At 42.1% G+C, this 20,748-nt stretch carries 15 protein-coding genes; 6 read left to right on the forward strand and 9 right to left on the reverse strand.

From position 1 onward, the window contains the following. Positions 1-49 precede the first annotated feature (49 nt). Positions 50-457 (reverse strand): RrF2 family transcriptional regulator, encoded by a 408-nt coding sequence (locus LJE09_RS03305; protein WP_008703296.1) that lies wholly within the window; start codon positions 455-457, stop codon positions 50-52. A 351-nt stretch (positions 458-808) separates the two neighbouring features. Here LJE09_RS03305 and LJE09_RS03310 point away from each other — a divergent pair, with 351 nt between their 5' ends. After that, positions 809-2,449 (forward strand): ABC-F family ATP-binding cassette domain-containing protein, encoded by a 1,641-nt coding sequence (locus LJE09_RS03310; RefSeq protein ID WP_008703297.1) that lies wholly within the window; start codon positions 809-811, stop codon positions 2,447-2,449. 41 nt (positions 2,450-2,490) lie between these two features. Here LJE09_RS03310 and ybaK read toward each other — a convergent pair whose 3' ends face one another. From ybaK to LJE09_RS03325, 3 genes are all read right to left on the reverse strand, one after another. Further along, positions 2,491-2,976 carry a Cys-tRNA(Pro) deacylase gene (ybaK, locus tag LJE09_RS03315; RefSeq protein ID WP_008703300.1) on the reverse strand — a complete coding sequence of 162 codons (486 nt, stop codon included), beginning with the start codon at positions 2,974-2,976 and terminating at the stop codon, positions 2,491-2,493. Further along, complete coding sequence (locus tag LJE09_RS03320; protein ID WP_022381206.1) at positions 2,960-3,736, reverse strand: TM7S3/TM198-like domain-containing protein; 777 nt, start codon at positions 3,734-3,736, stop codon at positions 2,960-2,962. Before LJE09_RS03320 ends, ybaK begins: the two co-directional genes overlap by 17 nt. Positions 3,737-3,811: 75 nt before the next feature. Next, positions 3,812-4,990: a transglutaminase domain-containing protein gene (locus tag LJE09_RS03325; RefSeq protein WP_022381207.1), complete on the reverse strand. Its 1,179-nt coding sequence runs from the start codon at positions 4,988-4,990 to the stop codon at positions 3,812-3,814. Positions 4,991-5,414: 424 nt separating this feature from the next. On the opposite strand from LJE09_RS03325, the gene LJE09_RS03330 reads away from it, so the two are divergent. Next, a complete protein-coding gene (locus tag LJE09_RS03330; protein WP_055059495.1) occupies positions 5,415-6,053 on the forward strand; it encodes a PduL/EutD family phosphate acyltransferase in 639 nt (212 codons plus the stop codon). A gap of 84 nt (positions 6,054-6,137) precedes the next feature. Here LJE09_RS03330 and LJE09_RS03335 read toward each other — a convergent pair whose 3' ends face one another. Then, positions 6,138-7,004 (reverse strand): hypothetical protein, encoded by an 867-nt coding sequence (locus LJE09_RS03335; protein WP_055149283.1) that lies wholly within the window; start codon positions 7,002-7,004, stop codon positions 6,138-6,140. 661 nt (positions 7,005-7,665) lie between these two features. Here LJE09_RS03335 and LJE09_RS03340 point away from each other — a divergent pair. After that, the gene (locus LJE09_RS03340) at positions 7,666-8,400 is read left to right on the forward strand and encodes an IS110 family transposase (RefSeq protein WP_227310962.1); all 735 of its coding nucleotides are present in this window, start codon (positions 7,666-7,668) and stop codon (positions 8,398-8,400) included. Between the two features lie 17 nt (positions 8,401-8,417). Further along, positions 8,418-8,882, forward strand: coding sequence for a transposase (locus LJE09_RS03345; RefSeq protein ID WP_330366555.1), 465 nt, complete (start codon positions 8,418-8,420; stop codon positions 8,880-8,882). Positions 8,883-9,006: 124 nt separating this feature from the next. Here LJE09_RS03345 and LJE09_RS03350 read toward each other — a convergent pair whose 3' ends face one another. Next, the gene (locus tag LJE09_RS03350; protein ID WP_172679996.1) at positions 9,007-10,431 is read right to left on the reverse strand and encodes a GGDEF domain-containing protein; all 1,425 of its coding nucleotides are present in this window, start codon (positions 10,429-10,431) and stop codon (positions 9,007-9,009) included. Positions 10,432-10,614: 183 nt separating this feature from the next. Between LJE09_RS03350 and LJE09_RS03355 the strand changes: the two genes are divergently transcribed. Next, complete coding sequence (locus LJE09_RS03355) at positions 10,615-13,329, forward strand: response regulator (protein ID WP_118613596.1); 2,715 nt, start codon at positions 10,615-10,617, stop codon at positions 13,327-13,329. 134 nt (positions 13,330-13,463) lie between these two features. Continuing rightward, positions 13,464-14,396, forward strand: a complete 933-nt coding sequence (locus LJE09_RS03360; protein ID WP_055057742.1) for a prepilin-type N-terminal cleavage/methylation domain-containing protein — start codon at positions 13,464-13,466, stop codon at positions 14,394-14,396. Positions 14,397-14,465: 69 nt separating this feature from the next. Here LJE09_RS03360 and LJE09_RS03365 read toward each other — a convergent pair whose 3' ends face one another. The 3 genes from LJE09_RS03365 to LJE09_RS03375 all read right to left on the reverse strand — a co-directional run bounded on the left by LJE09_RS03365 (position 14,466) and on the right by LJE09_RS03375 (position 20,218). Next, positions 14,466-15,299, reverse strand: a complete 834-nt coding sequence (locus tag LJE09_RS03365; RefSeq protein ID WP_227310963.1) for a PRD domain-containing protein — start codon at positions 15,297-15,299, stop codon at positions 14,466-14,468. A 222-nt stretch (positions 15,300-15,521) separates the two neighbouring features. Continuing rightward, positions 15,522-17,765, reverse strand: coding sequence for a PTS transporter subunit IIABC (locus tag LJE09_RS03370; protein WP_173721225.1), 2,244 nt, complete (start codon positions 17,763-17,765; stop codon positions 15,522-15,524). A gap of 476 nt (positions 17,766-18,241) precedes the next feature. Beyond that, the gene (locus LJE09_RS03375; RefSeq protein WP_227310964.1) at positions 18,242-20,218 is read right to left on the reverse strand and encodes a diguanylate cyclase; all 1,977 of its coding nucleotides are present in this window, start codon (positions 20,216-20,218) and stop codon (positions 18,242-18,244) included. Between the last annotated feature and the right edge of the window lie 530 nt (positions 20,219-20,748).

Here is a 20,748-nt window from a genome sequence, read left to right on the forward strand (position 1 = left end):
GGACAACTGCTCTGCAGTTTATTCAGTATATCAGTAAAAAAAGGAGGCTCTACGCCTCCTCCATGATCTGCTGTATTGTTTTTCTCTTAAGGAGACTTATCAGTTCATCCTGTACAGATAACAATTCTCTATGTACCAGACATGGCAATCCATCCTGTCCGTCTCTGACACAGTTATATTTCGGATCCAGACATTCGATGATAAACATATCCGGATCAATCGCCGAATAAACCTCATATAAAGTCAGCTCATCCAGTCCCCTGTTCAGAGAATAACCACCATGTACGCCTCTGTATCCCTTCACGATCTCTGCCTTCTGAAGTTTCTTCAGGATCTTATAGGCAAAAGGAGCGGTGATCGCTTCTTTCTCACAGATATCGGATACGCTCAGTCTGCTCTCTCCCCAAAGCGCACGTACCACTCGAACTGCATAATCGCACTCTCTTGTAATAAACATAGTCTTTGCAACCTCTCTAAAATTAATTATCCTTTACTGTCCACATCGCTGTTCTGTATAAAACAATGGAAACAGTAATCGTTATTTCTGTCATATCAATGCCTCATATTTCTGTCCGTCAAGAGGCTATATTTATTCTATATTATAACAGTGCTTCTTTTTTTTGTAAATAAAAGAACCCAAAAAAGCAAAAAACAGTTGCAAATTTCCCAATTTACGGTACAATGATAAACGGTTGTAACTTATATAATAGGAAATAATGTAACTGTTTCCTGCGAAAGATACGTTTTCCATAAACAATCTGCCGGACAGTTACTGCAAAACAATAATTTCACGAAAAAGAGGTATGATATGATTTCAGCAAACAATATTACATTGCGCGTAGGTAAAAAGGCCCTCTTCGAAGATGTAAATATCAAATTTACTGAGGGCAACTGCTACGGTCTCATCGGTGCAAACGGTGCCGGTAAGTCCACATTCCTTAAGATCCTTTCCGGACAGTTAGAGCCTACCAACGGTGACGTTGTTATCACTCCCGGCCAGCGTCTCTCTTTCCTGCAGCAGGATCACTTCAAATATGATGCATATACAGTTCTGGATACTGTTATCATGGGTAACAAGAGACTGTATGAGATCATGAAAGAAAAAGATGCTATCTATGCAAAAGCGGACTTCACTGATGAAGACGGTATCCGTGCCAGTGAACTGGAAGGCGAATTTGCAGAGATGAACGGATGGGAAGCAGAATCTGATGCTGCTACTCTTCTGAATGGTCTTGGAATTGAAACCGATCTCCACTATTCCCAGATGGCTGACCTTACAGGAAGCCAGAAGGTCAAAGTTCTTCTGGCGCAGGCACTGTTTGGTAATCCGGACATTCTTCTTCTGGATGAGCCTACCAACCACCTTGATCTGCCTGCTATTGAATGGCTCGAAGAATTCCTGATCAACTTTGACAACACTGTCATCGTTGTATCCCATGACCGTTACTTCTTAAATAAAGTATGTACTCATACAGCAGACATCGACTACGGCAAGATTCAGCTCTATGCCGGAAACTATGACTTCTGGTTTGAGTCCAGCCAGCTCCTCATCAAACAGATGAAGGAAGCCAACAAGAAGAAAGAAGAAAAGATCAAAGAACTTCAGGAATTTATTTCCCGATTCAGTGCCAACGCTTCCAAGTCCAAACAGGCGACTTCCCGTAAACGTGCCCTGGAAAAGATCCAGCTTGACGATATGCGTCCGTCCAGCCGTAAATACCCATACATCGACTTCCGTCCAAACCGCGAGATCGGTAACGAAGTCCTTATGGTGGAGAACCTTTCCAAGACCATCGACGGTGTAAAAGTTCTGGATAACATTTCTTTCACACTCGGACATGATGACAAGGTAGCTTTCGTCGGTGCCAACGAACAGGCAATCACTACTCTGTTCAAGATCTTAGTTGGTGAAATGGAACCGGATGAAGGAAATTATAAATGGGGTGTTACCACTTCCCAGGCATATTTCCCTAAGGACAACACTGCAGAGTTCGATAATGACCTTACTATTACAGACTGGCTGACACAGTATTCCGAGATAAAGGATGCTACTTATGTTCGTGGATTCCTCGGACGTATGCTCTTCCCCGGTGAAGACGGCATCAAACGTGTACGCGTTCTTTCCGGTGGTGAGAAAGTCCGCTGTCTTCTTTCCAAGATGATGATCTCCGGTGCAAATATCCTGATCCTGGATGAGCCAACCAACCACCTCGATATGGAGAGCATCACAGCACTGAACAACGGTCTGATCAAATTCCCGGGTGTTATCCTTTTCACCTCACATGACCATCAGTTCGTACAGACAACAGCCAACCGTATCATGGAAATCCTTCCAAACGGAACCATGATCGACAAGATCACTACTTACGATGAATATCTGGCAAGTGATGAGATGGCTAAGAAACGTCACGTATTCGAGATCAACGAAGAGGACGCTTCCGATAACTAAAGAATAAAATACAGGGTACGGCTTAGCCGTACCCTGTTATTTTATTCTGTCTTCATGATAATATCCGCCAGCTTTCCGCCTGTCACCTTAAGCAGATCAGCAAGGGGAACCTTCAGTGTCAGTCCGATACGACCGCCACTCACATAAATCTCCTCAAATTCTCCTGCAGATGCATCAAACACAACAGGATAAGGTTTCTTCATTCCCAGCGGACTGCAGCCGCCTCTCACATATCCGGTAATCTTTGTGATATCCTTCACATGGATCATGTCCACTGTCTTCTCACCGACAGCCTTTGCAGCCGCCTTACGGTCAACTTCCTTTTCAATCGGAACTACAAAAACGAAATAACCGCCGCTCTTTCCTTCCATTACCAGAGTCTTAAAAGACTGGTCATAGGGAGCACCGATCTTATCCGCACTGTGGATCCCGTCAATAAATTCATCACATTCATAGGAGAACGCCTCATATTTAACTTTCTGTCTGTCCAGCATTCTCATTGCATTTGTCTTAGCTTCTTTTGCCATTTTTTCTCGCCTGTCCTTTCTGTCCTCTGGCATATATTGATTCCTCCATGTCTCTGTCCTGAGACTGCTTAAAACTCTGGTCTTGTCTCAGGTCCTGATTTCGCCTGTAAATCTGCTCAGTGCTTTCTTCATCAACCGTTTCTTCATCCTCTTCATCAGAAACCGGTTTGTTGATAGCAAACTGAATCAACATACCCAGAACTGCAAATCCCACACTCATTCCCAGTCCATAGGGAATATCTGCCAGATTTCCAAGCTGTGCAAGGGAAACCCCTGCCATAATACCACCGATCAAACTTGTAGCCACGATCAGCACTTCCCTGCAGTATTTCACCGCCATGGAACCAAGAGCTACGCCGATCAGAATACATGCAAAAAATACTGCGGAGCTGGTAGGATGCAGGAAATAAATACTGGCCGCCCAGCCGATACCTGCTGCCAGGATAAACACACCTGCCTTATAAATCAGAAATGCAATCACTGCGAACACAACTCCTGCCGCCAGTGCTGCGATCAGCATTGTTGATTTCTCCTGTATTCCCATTGTATGTACAACCACCAGCGCAAGACCGCCGCCTACCAGAAAACCTCCCAGCATCATCCAGAAACGCAGAAGCCTGTATCCCAGAATACAGTTCAGCACTCCAAACACAAGGATCACTGCAAATATTACCATCATAAAACGGTTCACCAGATCTGAATCCATAAAACTCCCGGCAATACTCAGCGCATTTCCAAATATATCTGTCATATTAACCATAATTTTCAGTCACTCCTTTTAGTTATATATTTATAGCGTTCCTTATCATCAACTGACACATCTGAGCTAAACCCGTCAGAACATGAAGTATAAGGTCTTCATATTGTCGATCACGCCGTAATGATAGGAAATCTGAGACAGCCCATGGACTTCCATATAATATTTTGCGATATCCTGGATATGATTACTGTCGATCAGATCCATATATGCCTCATCATAAGCCCCCTGGCTGCCAAACTTAAAGCGTACCACCGCAGCATCACTGTCAATGCGCAGTCTGCACAGGTCATATACACTGCTCCAGTCATAGGTATCAAAACAGGCGCCGTTTCTCACATAGAAATTCATGTCAGTCGCTGTACACGCAGGAACAGGAAACTCATCAGAGGCCGTATAATTCTCCTCGTACTCCTGTGGGAACGGACACAGATAATCATAGATTGTTGTCTTATGCTCTGCCAGCAGCGTGGCATCACCCTCCAGAAAGTCCGGCTGGTCCCCATTGGTGGCATCCACATAATAATACTGTCCGTTCAGCTCTACAATATTCCAGGCATGTCCCTGGGTACTGTTTGCAGCATCACCCTCCACATAAATACAGGGGATATCCAGACGCTCCAGCAGATACTGCACTGCTCCCGCATAGCCCGCACATACCGCCTGTTTCTTCCAGAAAGCTCCTGCTATACTCTGGTCATCATCAGAGATCACATATTCTGTATTGTCTATGACATAAGTATAAACAGTCATTACCTTCGTGTAATCATCAGCACCATCCGGAATCTGCGATAACACCTCCTGATACGCATTCTCCATAGCCTGCGTGATCTCCTGTCTCTGCTCCTCTGTATAAGTATATCCCGGAGAAAACTGACAGTAATCTCTGCCCGAATAAGTCGTCTTATAAACTTTCTCCCGGTTATGTACCCAGAACAGCTCCGGATGATCCTTCAGCACTGCATGATACACTCTGTCTATCTCATTATCTCCTGAGAGAGACAGATAAAATTTATCCTCAAAGCTTCTGATCCCCTCCAGGATCTCGCGGTAGCCTCTCTGTTCATTCTCATTAAGAAGGCCGAAATAATACTCCTGATGTCCTTCATCCGTCTGCGCTACCTCCTGTCTCTTAAGAGTCCTTACTTCCCCCGGTTCCTGCAAAGCTCTTCCGCCGATGATCAGTCCACCGGCCAAAAGCACCACCACAGGCACCATAAGAATCAGACGCAGCCCGGAAAATCTCTTTTTGCTCATTCAATAATCCTTCTTGGTTATTATTCTATAAGTCTGATATTACATTACTATTTCATTCTGTTTTGTCACATTTAGAATTGTTATTCGTTACTGTTCACTCCGTTCACAGTAACTTAGCCAAAATTCATTCCGAATTGCCTGCGGCAATGGAATTTTGGCTTGTATGTCTCGGGATAGTGGTGTGTGAACAGTAACTGTTATTCTAATGTATCTTATTATAGCCCAGAACACTTCTCCTTGTAAACCGATAAAAGTAAGTTAACACTATTTTATAATAAAAATTGTCCTTCTTACAAGATAAACATTGCATATTTCCAATTAAAGAGATACACTAAAAAGTAAGTATAACTGCTCTGTATCCCATCAGACAACAGAATGTCGGACAGACATATACAAGTAACATATTGAGGGAGTATTGTAATAAATGAGCATCAAAATACCTATAGAAACTTCTGCCAGACATCTGCATATCTCGCAGGAAGATTTTGAAAAATTATTCGGAGAAGGAAGCAAACCACATTTTATCAAAGAATTAAGCCAGCCCGGACAATATCTGTGCCGGGAACGAGTAACTGTCAAAGGACCGAAAGGTACTTTCGAAAACATGGCACTTCTCGGTCCTTTCCGCAGCGACACGCAGGTAGAAATGTCTCTTACAGACACCAGAAAACTGGGGATTCCAAGCGTGATACGCCAGTCCGGTGATATCGAAGGAACTCCCGGCTGTATTTTATCCGGTCCATGCGGTGATATCGAAATCCCCAAAGGGGTCATCGTAGCCAAACGCCACATCCACATGACTCCGGATGAAGCACTTGCCCTGCATATCAAAGACAATGACGAAGTCTTCGTCCTGACCAAAAGCTACGGACGCGCACTTATCTACGCAGATGTAGTAGTCAGAGTCCACAGAAATTATCACCTGGCAATGCACGTAGACACTGATGAAGCCAACGCATTCAACAGCGATACAGAACCTTACGGCGTGATTGTCAGGTTCTTTGACAGTAACTTCAACACAGATAAGTGGATAGAAGACGAACTGTCAGGGATACGCAGATAAAATCCGACTTACCCGGCTAAAATAGCAGATGAATATAAAAAGGTTCCACAGTAACATTCAATTGATGATACTGCGGAACCAATTTTAATGCGTTTCAGCCAGCCATTCTTTAATCGTTTTTTCCGTTTCACCAAGGATTCTTGCTATTCTTTCTATGGATTCTCCTTCCTGCGCAAGCGAGATGGCTATGCTTTTTGCCTTTCTTAATTCACCCTGCTTTTCATAAATTGCCTGCAGTTTCTGTTCCTCTTCCTCTTTGTCATACTCAAATATACTCATCGCAATAACCTCCGCGCGGTTGACTCTGAGAAAATCCGCCAGAATTCCTTTCTGAATACATTCATCCACTGCTTCTTTTACAGCGGAATCCAAGCTCATAGTCTCCGCATTTTCACGTACTTTTTCTACATATTGCGCATATTCTCCAAGAATCCTGCACTGCTCCATCAATTTCCTGTTGCAGTCCCTGTTGATATTGATCGTAACTACCTTTAACTCCAGATTAGGCTCTCCCTGCTGGTTTTCGTAAGATTCTGACAGACAGTTCGTCCATCTGTCCGGCATTTTCCGCTTTCCATTATAGAATACAATAAAATTCGGTGCCGGTAATTTCAGCAGTATTGATGAATACAGGGATTTTCTGTCCACTAATTTCTGATATTCACCGGATATATAAAACAAATCCCTCAATGGCATATTAGGATTGTAGGTTGACTGGTGTTCATACAGAAAAAGATTCGTATCAATGATAAACGCCAGATCATTCTTCATTCCCATATAGATTGCATTTTCCAGTGTAACAATCTCCAACTTCGTTTCATCTGTATACGCTGTCCCATTGATTGCATTGTACAGAGATAACAGATTTCTCCTGTCAGAAAACAGTTTTCGGAATACTGTATCCTTGTAATTACGGTTTGCAGTGACTTTTTTGTTCTTTCTTTTTGTCATAGACAATACCTCCTGTGTCAGCAGGAATGTAAGAACATACTGCTCTTTTCTAAATTGTTCAGAACTCCTGCTTTTTTAATTTAATTGGAATTAAAAGCATGGATTTCTGAAATGAATTTAGAATATAAGATGGCAAAATGCCCTGAAACTTAAGAGAAATATGCTTTGGTTTTATACTAGCATGCTTCTTCAGTAGTTTCAAGACATTTTTATAGAATTTAATTTGACTATAGTTTGTAAAATTATTACGCATTAGTCCAGATCAAAGAGCTAGCGCTGTTTCAGGTCAACGGAGGTCCAGACAGTTCGTGTATTTGGTTTGCTATAAAGATAAACTGTACTGGATACTTTTGCATATACTTTACAATTGTTTTTATAGGTATATGTGCCATCTGCATTTTGCTTATTTACCGACAGACAATCATGAGAAAATCTCACCACAATAAATGAAAACTGGATACTAGCTATACGTTATGTAGTGGTATACTTAAGGTGCCGAATAAGATCGGAAGGGGATTGGTGCTTACAAGCCCGTCCGACAGACTGATTTTCAGCTCCTTAGGTGTACCACTTTTTGTTTCCATCGGGTTTTGATGAGGACGCAGGACAGCCAACAATTAAGCAAGGAGCTGCATCGGCTTATGCGAAGGAGGTTTGCTTTATGGAAGTATTGTATAAGCGGTGTTGTGGGATTGACATTCATAAAAATATGATGGTAGCCTGTATTTTTACGAGTGTCAGAAAAAAAGAAATCCGTCAGTTTTCAACAATGACGGAAGATATTCTCCAATTAGTTTCGTGGCTGAAAGAAACAGATTGTGAGATGGCTGCCATGGAAAGTACGGGCTCTTATTGGAAACCTGTATATAATATATTTGAAGAAGAACAGATACCGATCATGGTTGTGAATGCGCAGCATATCAAAGGAGTTCCCGGACGTAAGACGGATGTAAAAGATGCAGAGTGGATTGCCGATCTGGTACGCCATGGATTAGTAAAAGCAAGTTACATACCAAATAGGGATCAAAGAGAACTGCGAGAAATAACCCGTTACCGCCAGGAGATAACTGAAGAACGTGCTCGTGAATTAAATCGAATCCAGGCTGTGTTAGAAGGCTGCAATGTTAAATTGAGCAGTGTAATTACCGATATCAGCGGAAAAAGCGGTATGACAATTTTAAAGGCAATTGTATCTGGAGAAACAGATCCGGTTGTTTTAAGTGAACTTGCCGAAGGAAGAGCCAGAGATAAAATTCCAGAAATGCAGAAATCCCTACAAGGACGGATATCAGAACATCAGCAAAAAATGTTGAAACATCAACTTGGGCATATTGAAAGCCTGACCGCTTTAATTATGGATTTAGATGCAGATATTAAAAAAAAACAGAATCCATAAATTGGGCAATCGAAGCTTTGGATGATATGCCTGGGATTGGAAGAAAAAGTGCAGAACGAATTTTAGCGGAAACTGGTGTGGAAATGGAGCACTTTCAAAATGAATCCCGTTTCAGCTCATGGGCGGGGCTTGTGCCTGAGTGTAAGGAAAGCGCCGGAAAAAAGATGAGTACACGAATACGGAAAGGAAATAAATATTTGAAAGCAACGCTGGTGGAATGTGCTCGTGCTGGAATACGAAACAAGCAAAGTTATCTCTACTCCCGTTATCAAAGAATTGCCGCGCGCAGAGGTGGGAAAAGGGCTTTAATTGCAGTAGCCCATACCATGTTAATCGCGATTTATCATATACTAAAAGAGAAAGTTCCTTATCATGACCTTGGAGCGGACTACTACTCCGTTATCAATCAAGAAAAGATAATCAATAGGAATATTCGTACATTAGAAAAGTTAGGGGTAAATGTAATGATTCAGCCGAAATGAATCTCTTTAACTGTATAATTAAGAGAAGGAAATAAGCCCGCCAAAAGGCGAGCTTATTTAGAATGCTTGTTTATAGGTTATCGCTGAACTACGTTTTCAAGACAGCTCCTTTTTTGTAACCTGCCTATCTTCTGTCTGCACCGCTTTCCTTATAGTAGCGTTCCTTGCTCTGATACATTCTTGCATCTGCAGCTTTTGAAATTTCATATGCACTACCCCAGTTTCTCTCTGTGCTGAAAACCCATCCGTACGAAACAGTCATTGAATCAACAAACTTTCCATGCCAGTTTGCCACATTGGAGTCGAAGCTATGTATCAGCTCTTCCACCTGGTTTGGATTCTCTGTGATGATCACTGCAAATTCATCTCCACCGATTCTGTATACCTTTCCATACTCATGAAAGCTGTCTCTCATGCAATCTGCCGCTGCGCATATAAGCTCGTCTCCTGCCATATGGCCATAAGAATCATTTGCCCGTTTTAATCCGTTCAGATCTACAGAAATGTATACCCATTCCTCACTAAGATTAAGCTTTTTCATATCATTTTCATATGCGTGCCTGTTTAAACATCTGGTAAGCTCATCCGTATTTGAGGTGTATATCAGTTTTTCTTTTTCCAGTCTTTCTTTCATCACTTTGGAAAACATATAGGTTATACAGCAGGATGCCAGTACCAAATATGCGCCTACTATAAAAATAGCAATCATGCCGCCCTGCTGATAAAATGAATCCTCTACAGTTACAAAAACAATATAGTTATCATTCTGGCGCATCATGCATCTGCAGTGCTTTCCATCCATTCTGATCTGTGTTACAGTCGCACCGTCATCACTGTCAGGATTCGCTGATATCCCCACATCTTCCAGTTTTTTCCCTAATTTGCTACTGTCCGTGGCTCCTTCTATTACCTGTGTATCCGCATCTGCAACTATAATTTCAATGCCTTTATATACCGGCATTCTGGCAACTACATTGGAAATGTTATTCTGCTTTATTTCATTGAGAAGTCTCTTTGGCTCAATTCCCACCTGGATCATCTTGGTTCCGTCTTCATTCCAGGTGATGGCATACATCATTTTCTTTCCCTCTGCAGTATTTGGAGTAACATCCTGGCACATGGTCAGCGATTTATTCTTAAGCATGGGCTTAAAATACTCCATCTGCGCACCGGAATCAAAATTATAGCCAAAATACTTGGGCGCAGAACCACTGTAAATAGTTCCCTGATCATCAAACAGATGTATCTCATCAACGGCCATTAATTTTGCTATTTTCTGCAGCTCATTCACATCATATTCTACCGCCGGATCAGCATCAATCATATATGACACAGCTTTAGCCCTTACAATATAATCGTCCTTTAACGATTCGATCAGCTCGTTCCTGCTCTCATCATTTTTATCAAGCACAGTAATCACACGATCAAGAAGCACCTTTGATGTTCTATGGGCATTTTTGTCATTAACATATTTCAAAATGCTCGCTTCAAGGAGTAAGGCAACCACAATTATCATAATAGATAAAATTATAATTTTTTTCTTCTTCATATTTCCCGTTCCTTTGTCAGATATGTGGTTTTAGTGTAGCAAACGGCAGATGGGATGTCAACCTGGGAATCGTGTGCAGGCATCAGAAACATTGTACAATTTTTATAAATTTCCCCATTATCATTGCTATTTTTTGGTAAAAAGAGTATACTTTGAAATACTAAACATCAGGAGTACAAAATTATGAACACACACTCATCCGGATATTACAGCATAGACAAAGACTATAATATCCTAAGCTATAACGACACTGCCAAACAGCTGTACCCCAATCTCCAGCCGGGAGTGAAATGCTATAAGGCACTTATGGGGCTTGATTCCCCATGCCCACCCTGCCCTGTAGCACTGGGGATACAGGGACCAAAGACTTACCTGGATCCGATCCGCCATATTTATGAAACAGTTGATGCAGTAGAGACTGTACAGCCCGATGGCAGCAGAGGACATGCACTTGTATTCAGCACAGTAGCCGAAGGAGAAAGCCTGTCAAAGTCTATTCCCACAGGTGAGAACTCTCTCCGTCTGCTGGGTGCCATCAACCTGCTTGCTTCTGACTACATGTCTGTTTATGGCGTAAACCGGGAAACCGGGAAAATCTCCGTATATCGTTCCAGATTTACTGATGCTTTTGCGGATCTCGATATTAAAGATAATTCAGACTATAAACTGTCATTTGATTTTCTCATTCAGAAATATGTTCATCCGGATGAGCGTTCCTATGTATCCAGACACCTGAATTATGAAACCCTGCTGGAAAGACTTTCTCAGGAAGCCTCTTTCAAATTCCATTTCAGGCTTGTCACAGATACTGTCCATTACTATTATCTGCTCATTGCCAGAAACGGAAACGCCGATGACTATCGGGATTTTGTGATTGCAGTGGCCTGTGAAGACAATGATGTGACAGCACGCAAGATTTATGAAAACCAGCTCCACTCTCTTCTGGCATCCATTACCCATGCTGCCGGCTACTTTCATCTCGACCTTACAGATGATAAGATTCTGAAGATCGGAGGAACCTCTGCCCTGGCCTATGGGCTGGATGCTGACGCTTCCATTGACCATTTTATCGCAGAGACTGCTGTTTTCATACCGGTATTAAAGGACAGAAACGATTTCATCAATGCATTTTGCCGCAGTTCCCTGATGAAAAGCTATGAGGACGGTCAGGTGGAAGTCACCAGGGTTTCCCGCTGTCTCTACGATGACAATATAGCCAGGATTTCCAAATATGTGGCGAGACTGCTGCTCAATCCTTCCAACAACCATCTGGAAGCAATCCTCTACGGTGAAGATGTCACCAGAACACAGGAAGCCTATGAGACACAGGTAAGTATTGTCCAGACACTGAGCAGCAACTACCTGAACGTATACCTGATCAACCCCAGAGAAAAAACTCTCTCTGTGATCAAGCAGGAAGACCATGATGTCCCTGATCCAGACAAAAAACACAACGATACATATCCCTATGATCTTTTCCTCTCAGATTATATCCGGCAGCGTGTATATCCGGATGACCGTACAATGCTGGAAGAATCACTGGAACTGGGTAATGTAATGAGTGTTTTGTCCGGTCAGTCCGAATACAAGGGAAATTACCGGATAAATGACAGGGATGGTATCCATTACTATCAGTTCCGCTTTATCAAAAACGAAGACTCCGGTATCATTGTTCTGGGATTTCTGAATGTGGACGATGTGGTGGAATCAGAGATCCGGCACCAGAAGCTCCTTAAAGAAGCTCTTGACACTGCCGAACGCGCCAATGCAGAGAAATCCAATTTCCTTTCCCGTATGTCCCACGATATGCGTACACCTCTGAATGGGATCATTGGTCTGCTGGAAATTGATAAAAAACATGAAAATGATGTTAAATTCCTTAAAAATAATCGTGAAAAAGCATTCATTTCGGCCAGTCATCTGCTTTCTCTCATCAATGATGTGCTGGATATGTCCAAAATCGAGGAGGGTGGACTTGTACTCAACCATGAACCTTTTGATCTGATCAGATATGAAAAAGAAACACAGATGCTGATCGATATGCAGGCACAGAAAAACGGCATTGATTTCACCGTTCATATCGCACCGGAGATATACGAACATCCCTTTGTATACGGAAGCCCTCTGCACCTCCGTCGTGCCATGATGAATATTTACAGTAATTGTATCAAGTATAACAGAGAGAATGGGGCGATCCATACGGAGATCAATATTCTCCCTTCCCATGATCATAAACTGGTCTGCAGATGGACGATCTCTGATACGGGAATCGGCATCAGCAGAGAATATCTGGAGAAGATCTTTGAACCCTTTACTCAGGAGAAGGTGGATGCCCGGAGTGTATATCATGGCACCGGACTGGGTATGAGCATTGCCAAAGCGCTATTTGAACAGATGGGGGGTACCATTGAGATTTCCAGTACTCCGGGTATCGGAAGTACTTTTGTGATCACTCTGCCATTTGAAGAGGCAGAAGAAACGGATATCTCTTCTGAGACAGAATCTGAGCGAAACTCCATTCAGGGCATAAAGATCCTGCTGGCGGAGGATAATGAGATAAACCGAGAGGTGGCACAGGTACTCCTTGAAGAAGAAGGGGCTGTGGTAACTGCAGTATCCAATGGCAGGGAAGCTGTGAAACTTTTCTCCAGTCATCCTGAGGGGACATTTGATGTAATACTTATGGATATTATGATGCCTCTGATGGATGGATACGAAGCCACACGCCAGATCCGGAAGCTTGACAGGACGGATGCTTCTTCCATTCCCATCATCGCACTGACCGCCAATGCTTTTGCAGAGGATGTACGCCATGCACTGGGCTGTGGCATGAACGCACATCTGGCCAAACCACTGGATGTGGAAAAAATGATCCATACGATTGCCCTGTATCTGTAAATAAATATTTTTTCTGCAAATATTGCACAGTAACAGATTCTGTGCTATCATTCTTAAAAAAGCTTAAGTGGTAAAGTATATATTTTACCCCCGGCATAACTATTATTTAACATTTTTATTTACAGGTAAAATACATGCAAAAAAAAGATAAAGGCTTTACTCTGGTTGAACTTGTAGTCGTGGTCGCAATCCTGGCAATTCTTGTCGGACTTCTGGCGCCTTCTTACACAAAATATGTGGAACGAAGCCGCGAATCAACAGACCTGGCAAACGTCCGCACTGAGTATGGCGAAATGATGGCAGATATAAATCTGGATGGAAAAGATCCCAAAGATGCAACGAGAACAGTTAAGCTGAAACAGAAAATAGATGACTGGCAGTCCGCAAAAACTATCACCATCGCCGGGATTTCCCATACTGTAGGTGACGAAGATACTGCCAATTGGAAAGGAATTCCAGTCGCCAATGGAACATGTGAGATTTCCCTTAATGATGATAACAGTGTGAAATTTACATGGTCCGGCGGAAATGGGAGTGGTGTGAAGAAATATCCGTTTAATATTAATGAAGATTTGATGGGGCCGCTCAAGGATTCTGGTTTATTAACCACTGATGCTGATATAATGAATACATATAACTTTGAAATTGATTCCAAAGCAGGTACCAAAAGAGTTAAGAAAATTGAAAACGAAATTGCCAAAAAAGAAAAAAGTCTGCTGAAATACGGTACCTGGGCATATTATGGAAATGGAAATGGAAGATTTCCATCCGATCGTTATCTTTTTTGGACTTCTTTAGACACCAATAAAGTAGGTGTTAACCAAAAAATCCCAGTTATTATCAGCACAACAGATGGCAAATTCTATGTTTCCGAAACAACAACTGCTACTCGCTCCAAAAAAACTTATGTGACAATCCTTGCAACTGTAAAAACGCTAAACGATTACAAAAAATATCTTTCTTCAGATCAAAAATACGATACTTTGCAGGACGCTTACGATGCATATGAAAAGCTACTTACCGAAGGTAAATATATGAAATATAAGGATACCCTGCCGGAACCATAAAAAACTCCCTGTTCAGACCAGAAATAAAATATTTCCGGCCGAGCAGGGAATTTCTTTCTTTACTGATTATCATACCGCATCCTTATACACTCTCTGGATATGCATTGCCAGATATCCTGTCTCGGTTTCATCCAGATTATGTCCAATACATCCTTCCAGGTTTTTACAGATGTCAGTGGCAACCTTATAGGCCTGGGGATACTGATCCAACATATATTCATTCATGTCCAGATTCAGCTTCTCTCCTGTAGATGCACGCGCTACCATATACTTCATATGGTTCATCAGGCGATTATAGGACAGTGACAGTACATCGATTGGCTTACCTGTTGCTTTCTCGAGCATATCTATACACTCTCTCACTGCTCTCGCAGTCTGCATAGCAACAGATACCTTTTCGTCACCAATTGCAGAATGAATATGCAATGCCACATATCCAACCTCATGATCATCAATCTCTATCTGAAGTCTTTCTCTCAGAATTGTTTTCAGTGTTTCCGCAACTTTAAATTCACTGTAGAAAAGAACCTTGATATCCTCTGTCAGCGGATTGCTGATCTGCTCATTTCTGCGGATTCTGGCGACTGCAAAAGAAATATGGTCAGCAAGTGGAAAAAGAATCCCTCTGTCTATGGAATCTCCAAACACTTTCTGTGACTCTGTCAGAATTGCATCTGCAATCTCCAGATACTCCGGCTCTATTCCCTTTACCAGTTCCTTCGCAGATCCACGCTCTGTCTCCTGTTCCAGACGATATGTAGTGCATCCCTCCGGCTTATCAAAACGCTGGCTGACCTTTTTTCCAAAGCCAACACCCTTGCCAAGAATCACATACTCCTTATTTTCATCCATATCAATGGCTATAACACCATTATTATTTAATACCTTGCTAACTCTGTACATCTCTGTCGTAATCCCCTCTATAAAAATTTATTGCCATTATAATAATTTTCCCTTTGGTCATAAGACTGCTATAGTTTACCATATTTTGAATAAGAATCCTACCCGTCACACAAATTTGTTACATTTTTGATTTCCAGATCCCCCCTGCAAAAAGGGTAAAAAAACAGTCAGATAATCAAGATGTCATCTCTTTTGATCATCCAACTGTTTTTGATAACAATATTATTCCAGCGTTTCCACCGCAAACAACGGTTCACCGGCCTTGATTTCACCGTTTGCCAGAAGTCTGATCCTCTGGTTGTCTTCCGGTTCAGTATCAAGGATAGGGGAAGTGATGGACGGAGCATTGGCAGTTAAGAACTCCAAATCCAGTTTCATCATCGGATCGCCTTTTTTCACTTTCTGACCCTCTGTTACCAGGATTTCGAAGCCTTTTCCTTCCAGTTTTACAGTGTCGATTCCCATATGAAGAAGCATAGGGATACCGGAATCTGTCTGGAAACCTATGGCATGTTTTGTATCAAAAATAAACTCAACTTCTCCGTCTGCAGGTGCATATACAGTACCTTCTGTTGGTGTCACCACTGCACCGTCACCCATCATTTTTCCTGCAAATCCTTCATCCGGTGCAGTAGAAAGATCTGCTGCGATTCCGTCTACAGGGCTGTAAATGATTGCTGTTTTTCTGATTTTTTCTTCTTTTACAGGTGTCAAGGCCTGTGCTGTACCTGCATTTTTGTCCTCAACCTCTGCACTGTTCTGTCCATCTGCATTTCCTGCTGCAGCATTTTCCTGTACCTGTACCTTATCCGGTGTCTCATCCGCGAATTCGTTGGGAGCAGTCTCCAGATATTCTTCCAGCTTCGCCTTGATAACAGTTACATGAGGTCCATAGATAACCTGTACGCCCTGTCCTTTTTTCACGATTCCTCTGGAATCTGTCTGTTTCAGAAGTTCATCGCGAACTCTCTCAGGCTCTGCAACTGTGATACGAAGTCTGGTCGCACAACAGTCAACATCTACGATATTTTTCTTTCCGCCAAGGCCTCTGGTGATCAGTTCACTTACCGGATCACCGGAGATTGCTGCAACTGCACCAGCTGTCTTTCCGGCTTCTTTTCTTGCATTTACATCAGCTTTTGTATAAAGCTTTGTCTCTGTATCATCATCTTCACGTCCCGGAGTCTTGAAATTAAATTTCCTGATCATAAATGTAAAGATCACATAATACAGGACGAAATAAATAATACCAACCGGGATGATTCTCAGCCAGCTTGTTTTTGCATTTCCCTGCAGGATACCAAAGAGGAACAGGTCAAGGAAACCGCCTGAGAAAGTAAGTCCTACTGCAATATTCAACATATGTGCGATCATATAGGCCGCACCTGCCAGGATCACCTGAACTACGAACAGTGCCGGAGCTACAAACAGGAATGAGAATTCCAGCGGTTCAGTGATACCAGTAAACATACATGCCAGCGCTGCGGAAAGAAGAAGTCCGCCTGCCGCTTTTTTCTTCTCAGGTTTTGCACAGCGATACATAGCCAGCGCTGCTCCCGGAAGACCAAAAATCATAAAGATAAACTCACCAGAGAAATATCTGGTTGCATCCGCACTGAAATGTGCTATATTTGCAGAATCAGCAAGCTGCGCAAAGAAGATATTCTGTCCGCCCTGTACCACCTGTCCTGCAACTTCCATAGTTCCGCCCACTGCTGTCTGCCAGAATGGCATATAAAATACATGATGCAACCCAAAGGGGATCAGTGCTCGTTTAATAATACCAAAAATCAGAGTTCCCAGATATCCACTGCCTGTTACCAGACCGCCCAGAGCATAAATACCGTTCTGAACTACCGGCCATACAAAATACATCAGGATTCCCACAAACATATATACGATTGTGGAAATGATCGGTATAAATCTTGAGCCGCCAAAGAATGACAGCGCATTCGGAAGCACAATTTTGTGGAAACGGTTATGAAGTGCCGCAACACCAAGACCTACGATAATACCGCCGAATACACCCATCTGCAGAGACTGGATCCCGCATACAGAAGTAATGGTTCCATCCAGTACATCTGCTGCTATCTGACCGTCTGCTGTGATTTCATTGTTGATAAGAAGCATGGCACTGACAGCCACATTCATAACGAAATATGCAATCAGCGCAGAAAGAGCAGCAACCTCTTTCTCTTTCTTTGCCATACCAATGGCAACACCAACAGCAAAGATCAGCGGCAGATTGTCAAATACAGCACTTCCGACCTTGTTCATAATGATTAGAAGAGAATTAAGTAATGTTCCACTTCCCAGGATCTTCTGCAATCCATAGGTAGCGATAGTTGTTTCATTTGTGAAGGAACTGCCGATACCAAGCAGCAAACCTGCAACAGGGAGAATTGCGATCGGAAGCATAAAGGATCTTCCCACACGCTGCAAAACTCCAAAAATCTTGTCTTTCATGTTTTTTTGTCTCCTTTTCCTTATTCGTGCGAATAAACCGTCTTGTTTCCGGGAGATTAAAACCTTCTGACATATGATTATTCCGCGTTTTACCACATAAAATACATCAAAAAAAGGCACTAACCCCCATAAACATTAAAAAATAACATTTATGACCGGTTAATGCCTGCCTGTCCAGTAACACACCAAATCTGTGCTATACTATAAAGGATTATTTATTCCCTGTCAAGATACTCAGGAAAATTTTTTACAAAATATTTTTGCATTTTATGAATCAATCTCTGTAATGACCATTTATTATTTTTCAAAGCCGCAACATTCTCTGCATCCTTCTGATCTGATAGAAATTTATTGATTTCCCACTGCTGCAGGCTGCACGTTCAACTTGATCACTCTGTCTTCCCATTTTAATTCATTCAGATCTACAGAAATGTACACCCCATCGCTGAGTTTAAGCTCTTTTCAGGGGGATTTTATCAGTTTCTCTCTTCCAGATATTCCAGACATTCATTCACACCTTTAATACCAAGTTCCTTGCACACTTTATCCTGAATTTCCACCAGACATTCCAAAAGAAGAGGATTAAACATTCCGCATTCTCCATTCAGGATCATTTCCATTGCCTTTTCATGAGAATATGCTTTCTTATATACCCGGTCACTTACCAGGGCATCATACACATCTGCCAGTGATACCACCTGTGCAGATATGGGGATTTCTTCTCCCTTCAAACCATCCGGATATCCTTTTCCATCATAACGTTCATGATGCCAGCGGCATATTTCATAGGCATATTTCATCATCTCTTCATCATGATACATTTCCAGACTGTCAAGCATCCGGGCACCTATGATCGTGTGCTGTTTCATGGCTTCAAATTCTTCCTTTGTAAGCTTTCCGGGTTTATTCAGAATTTTTTCATCAATTCCAATCTTACCGATATCATGAAGTGCGGAAGCTGTGGCGATCATATGCTGCTGAGACCAGGAAAGATCGTAATTCTCTGATTTTCGCATCAATTTCTCCAGCAAAAGCTGAGTCAGAATATTAATATGCAACACATGAAGCCCGCTTTCACCATTTCGGAACTCTACAATCTGACTGAGAATCCCGGTCATCATACGGTTGTTTTTCTCTTTTTCATAAATCTGATCTGTTACCAAATGGATCAGACGCCTTTGCTTGGCATAAAGCTTGATCATATTGATAACCCGCTGATATACCACCTTAGCATCAAATGGTCTGCTTATATAATCCGAAGCCCCCAGTTCGTAGGCACGGCGGATATAACTCTCTGATCCTTCACTGGAAATCATGATCACCGGTATATCCTCGATCCATTTATCTCTGTTCATATAGGCGAGTACTTCAAATCCATCCATTTTTGGCATAATAATATCCAACAGAACCAATGAGATTTCAGGTCCATACTGCTCCAGCATCTTCAGAGCCTCTTCCCCGTCACAGGCCTCCAGTATCCGGTATTCTTTTCCCAGAATTTCCTTAAGTATCTCACGGTTCATTTCAGAATCATCAACAACCAGAAGCTGAGGCAGGTTTCTTTTTTCCATCTTGTCTGTATTTTGCTTCTGCTCCCACCGGGTCACTACTATATTTTTATGTCCCTTGGCCATATACATAAGTCTGTCTGCTTTGGTGATTGCTTCCTCCAATCTGCCATGGGTAAACATAGCTCCACCAATGCTCACTGAAAGCTTCCGACGATTAAAACCCGGAATATGCGTCGCATGGATCTTCTCCTGGATCATACGGAGCTTCTGTGAAAAGACTTCCTTCTCAATTCCGGGCAGGATCAGCAGAAATTCATCTCCTCCATAGCGCACCAGAATATCCGTGCGACGGATATAATGTCGAATTACATTTACTACGGTTGTCAGTACCAGATCTCCTCCATCATGACCATAAGTGTCATTGAACAATTTGAAATCATCCAGATCGATAACTGCAACTCCGGCATTCAAAGACATATTTTTGACTTTTTCCTCAAAATATCTGCGATTATACGCCCCTGTCAGCACATCCTTATACAGCTTTTCGCTATATACAGTCAGCTTTTCCGTCAGTTTTTCATATCCTTCCTCATCAGTCAGCGTGTTCTCGTCCAGCTTTTTCAGCATTTCCATTACATAAGGCTCACTGTCAATCTCCAGATACCTTGCAAATACCTGATACATATCAGAATCAAGAAATTCAATTTTGGATGTCTGTTTCTTTTCCTCCAGTGCTTTAAGGGAAATGCAATTCTCACATCTTTTATCTTTATTCCAGAAAGCATAACACTGGCAAGGATTTTCTCTTCCTGCAAGCTTACTTTCCATTCCGGCAGCCTGCAGATCACTCCCTTTCAGGAGACGGACTACATCAAAAATCTCCCGAAGCACCTCCATTTTATTCTCTGCTTCCTGCATAGTCATTTGTTTCCACTCAATCATTATTCCCAGCCTCTCACGAACAACAGCTTTTTTCTGCAATATAAACTTGTATTATTATACCACTTACTCATCATGCAGTACAACAATAATATTTTTTCCTAATTTCTTAATTTCATAAAGGGAGCGCCTCAAAACTAGTCCTTGAGGCGTGCTCCCAACCGGTTCTGACTCCAACTGCCTTATAAACATGCTTCAGCTTGACCTTATATAATAAAAGTGCAATCGCAGTCAACTATATTTGTAATTATGATTGACTTAAAATAATAGAAATACAATTGCATGTCATCTATAAACAGGATTAAACTTGACCGTACATAACAAAAACGCGATTAAAGTCAATTATAATCATAATTATTCATGACTAAAAAGCCACAGACTGAGCGGATTCCAATCTGTGACCTGATTAGATTTTTATACTTTCTTCAGAGGACTTTTAAAACATATTTTGTTTCTTTATTTTCCCGACAGGGGTGCGACCCCAATGTGGTCAACTTAAGCCCAGAATGCTGAAAATTCAACGATTCTGGGCT

It is taken from the genome of Blautia sp. DFI.3.45 (assembly GCF_020593505.1).
Lineage (GTDB): Bacteria > Bacillota > Clostridia > Lachnospirales > Lachnospiraceae > Blautia_A > Blautia_A wexlerae.

Bases quoted from the DNA above. Each gene is read 5' to 3' on its own strand.
- LJE09_RS03335 (WP_055149283.1), bottom strand. From the start codon at position 7,004: ATGACAAAAAGAAAGAACAAAAAAGTCACTGCAAACCGTAATTACAAG.
- LJE09_RS03320 (WP_022381206.1), bottom strand. From the start codon at position 3,736: ATGGTTAATATGACAGATATATTTGGAAATGCGCTGAGTATTGCCGGG.
- LJE09_RS03365 (WP_227310963.1), bottom strand. From the start codon at position 15,299: ATGTACAGAGTTAGCAAGGTATTAAATAATAATGGTGTTATAGCCATT.
- LJE09_RS03310 (WP_008703297.1), top strand. From the start codon at position 809: ATGATTTCAGCAAACAATATTACATTGCGCGTAGGTAAAAAGGCCCTC.
- LJE09_RS03305 (WP_008703296.1), bottom strand. From the start codon at position 457: ATGTTTATTACAAGAGAGTGCGATTATGCAGTTCGAGTGGTACGTGCG.
- LJE09_RS03325 (WP_022381207.1), bottom strand. From the start codon at position 4,990: ATGAGCAAAAAGAGATTTTCCGGGCTGCGTCTGATTCTTATGGTGCCT.
- LJE09_RS03330 (WP_055059495.1), top strand. From the start codon at position 5,415: ATGAGCATCAAAATACCTATAGAAACTTCTGCCAGACATCTGCATATC.
- LJE09_RS03375 (WP_227310964.1), bottom strand. From the start codon at position 20,218: ATGATTGAGTGGAAACAAATGACTATGCAGGAAGCAGAGAATAAAATG.
- LJE09_RS03370 (WP_173721225.1), bottom strand. From the start codon at position 17,765: ATGAAAGACAAGATTTTTGGAGTTTTGCAGCGTGTGGGAAGATCCTTT.
- LJE09_RS03350 (WP_172679996.1), bottom strand. From the start codon at position 10,431: ATGAAGAAGAAAAAAATTATAATTTTATCTATTATGATAATTGTGGTT.
- LJE09_RS03360 (WP_055057742.1), top strand. From the start codon at position 13,464: ATGCAAAAAAAAGATAAAGGCTTTACTCTGGTTGAACTTGTAGTCGTG.
- LJE09_RS03340 (WP_227310962.1), top strand. From the start codon at position 7,666: ATGGAAGTATTGTATAAGCGGTGTTGTGGGATTGACATTCATAAAAAT.
- LJE09_RS03355 (WP_118613596.1), top strand. From the start codon at position 10,615: ATGAACACACACTCATCCGGATATTACAGCATAGACAAAGACTATAAT.
- ybaK (WP_008703300.1), bottom strand. From the start codon at position 2,976: ATGGCAAAAGAAGCTAAGACAAATGCAATGAGAATGCTGGACAGACAG.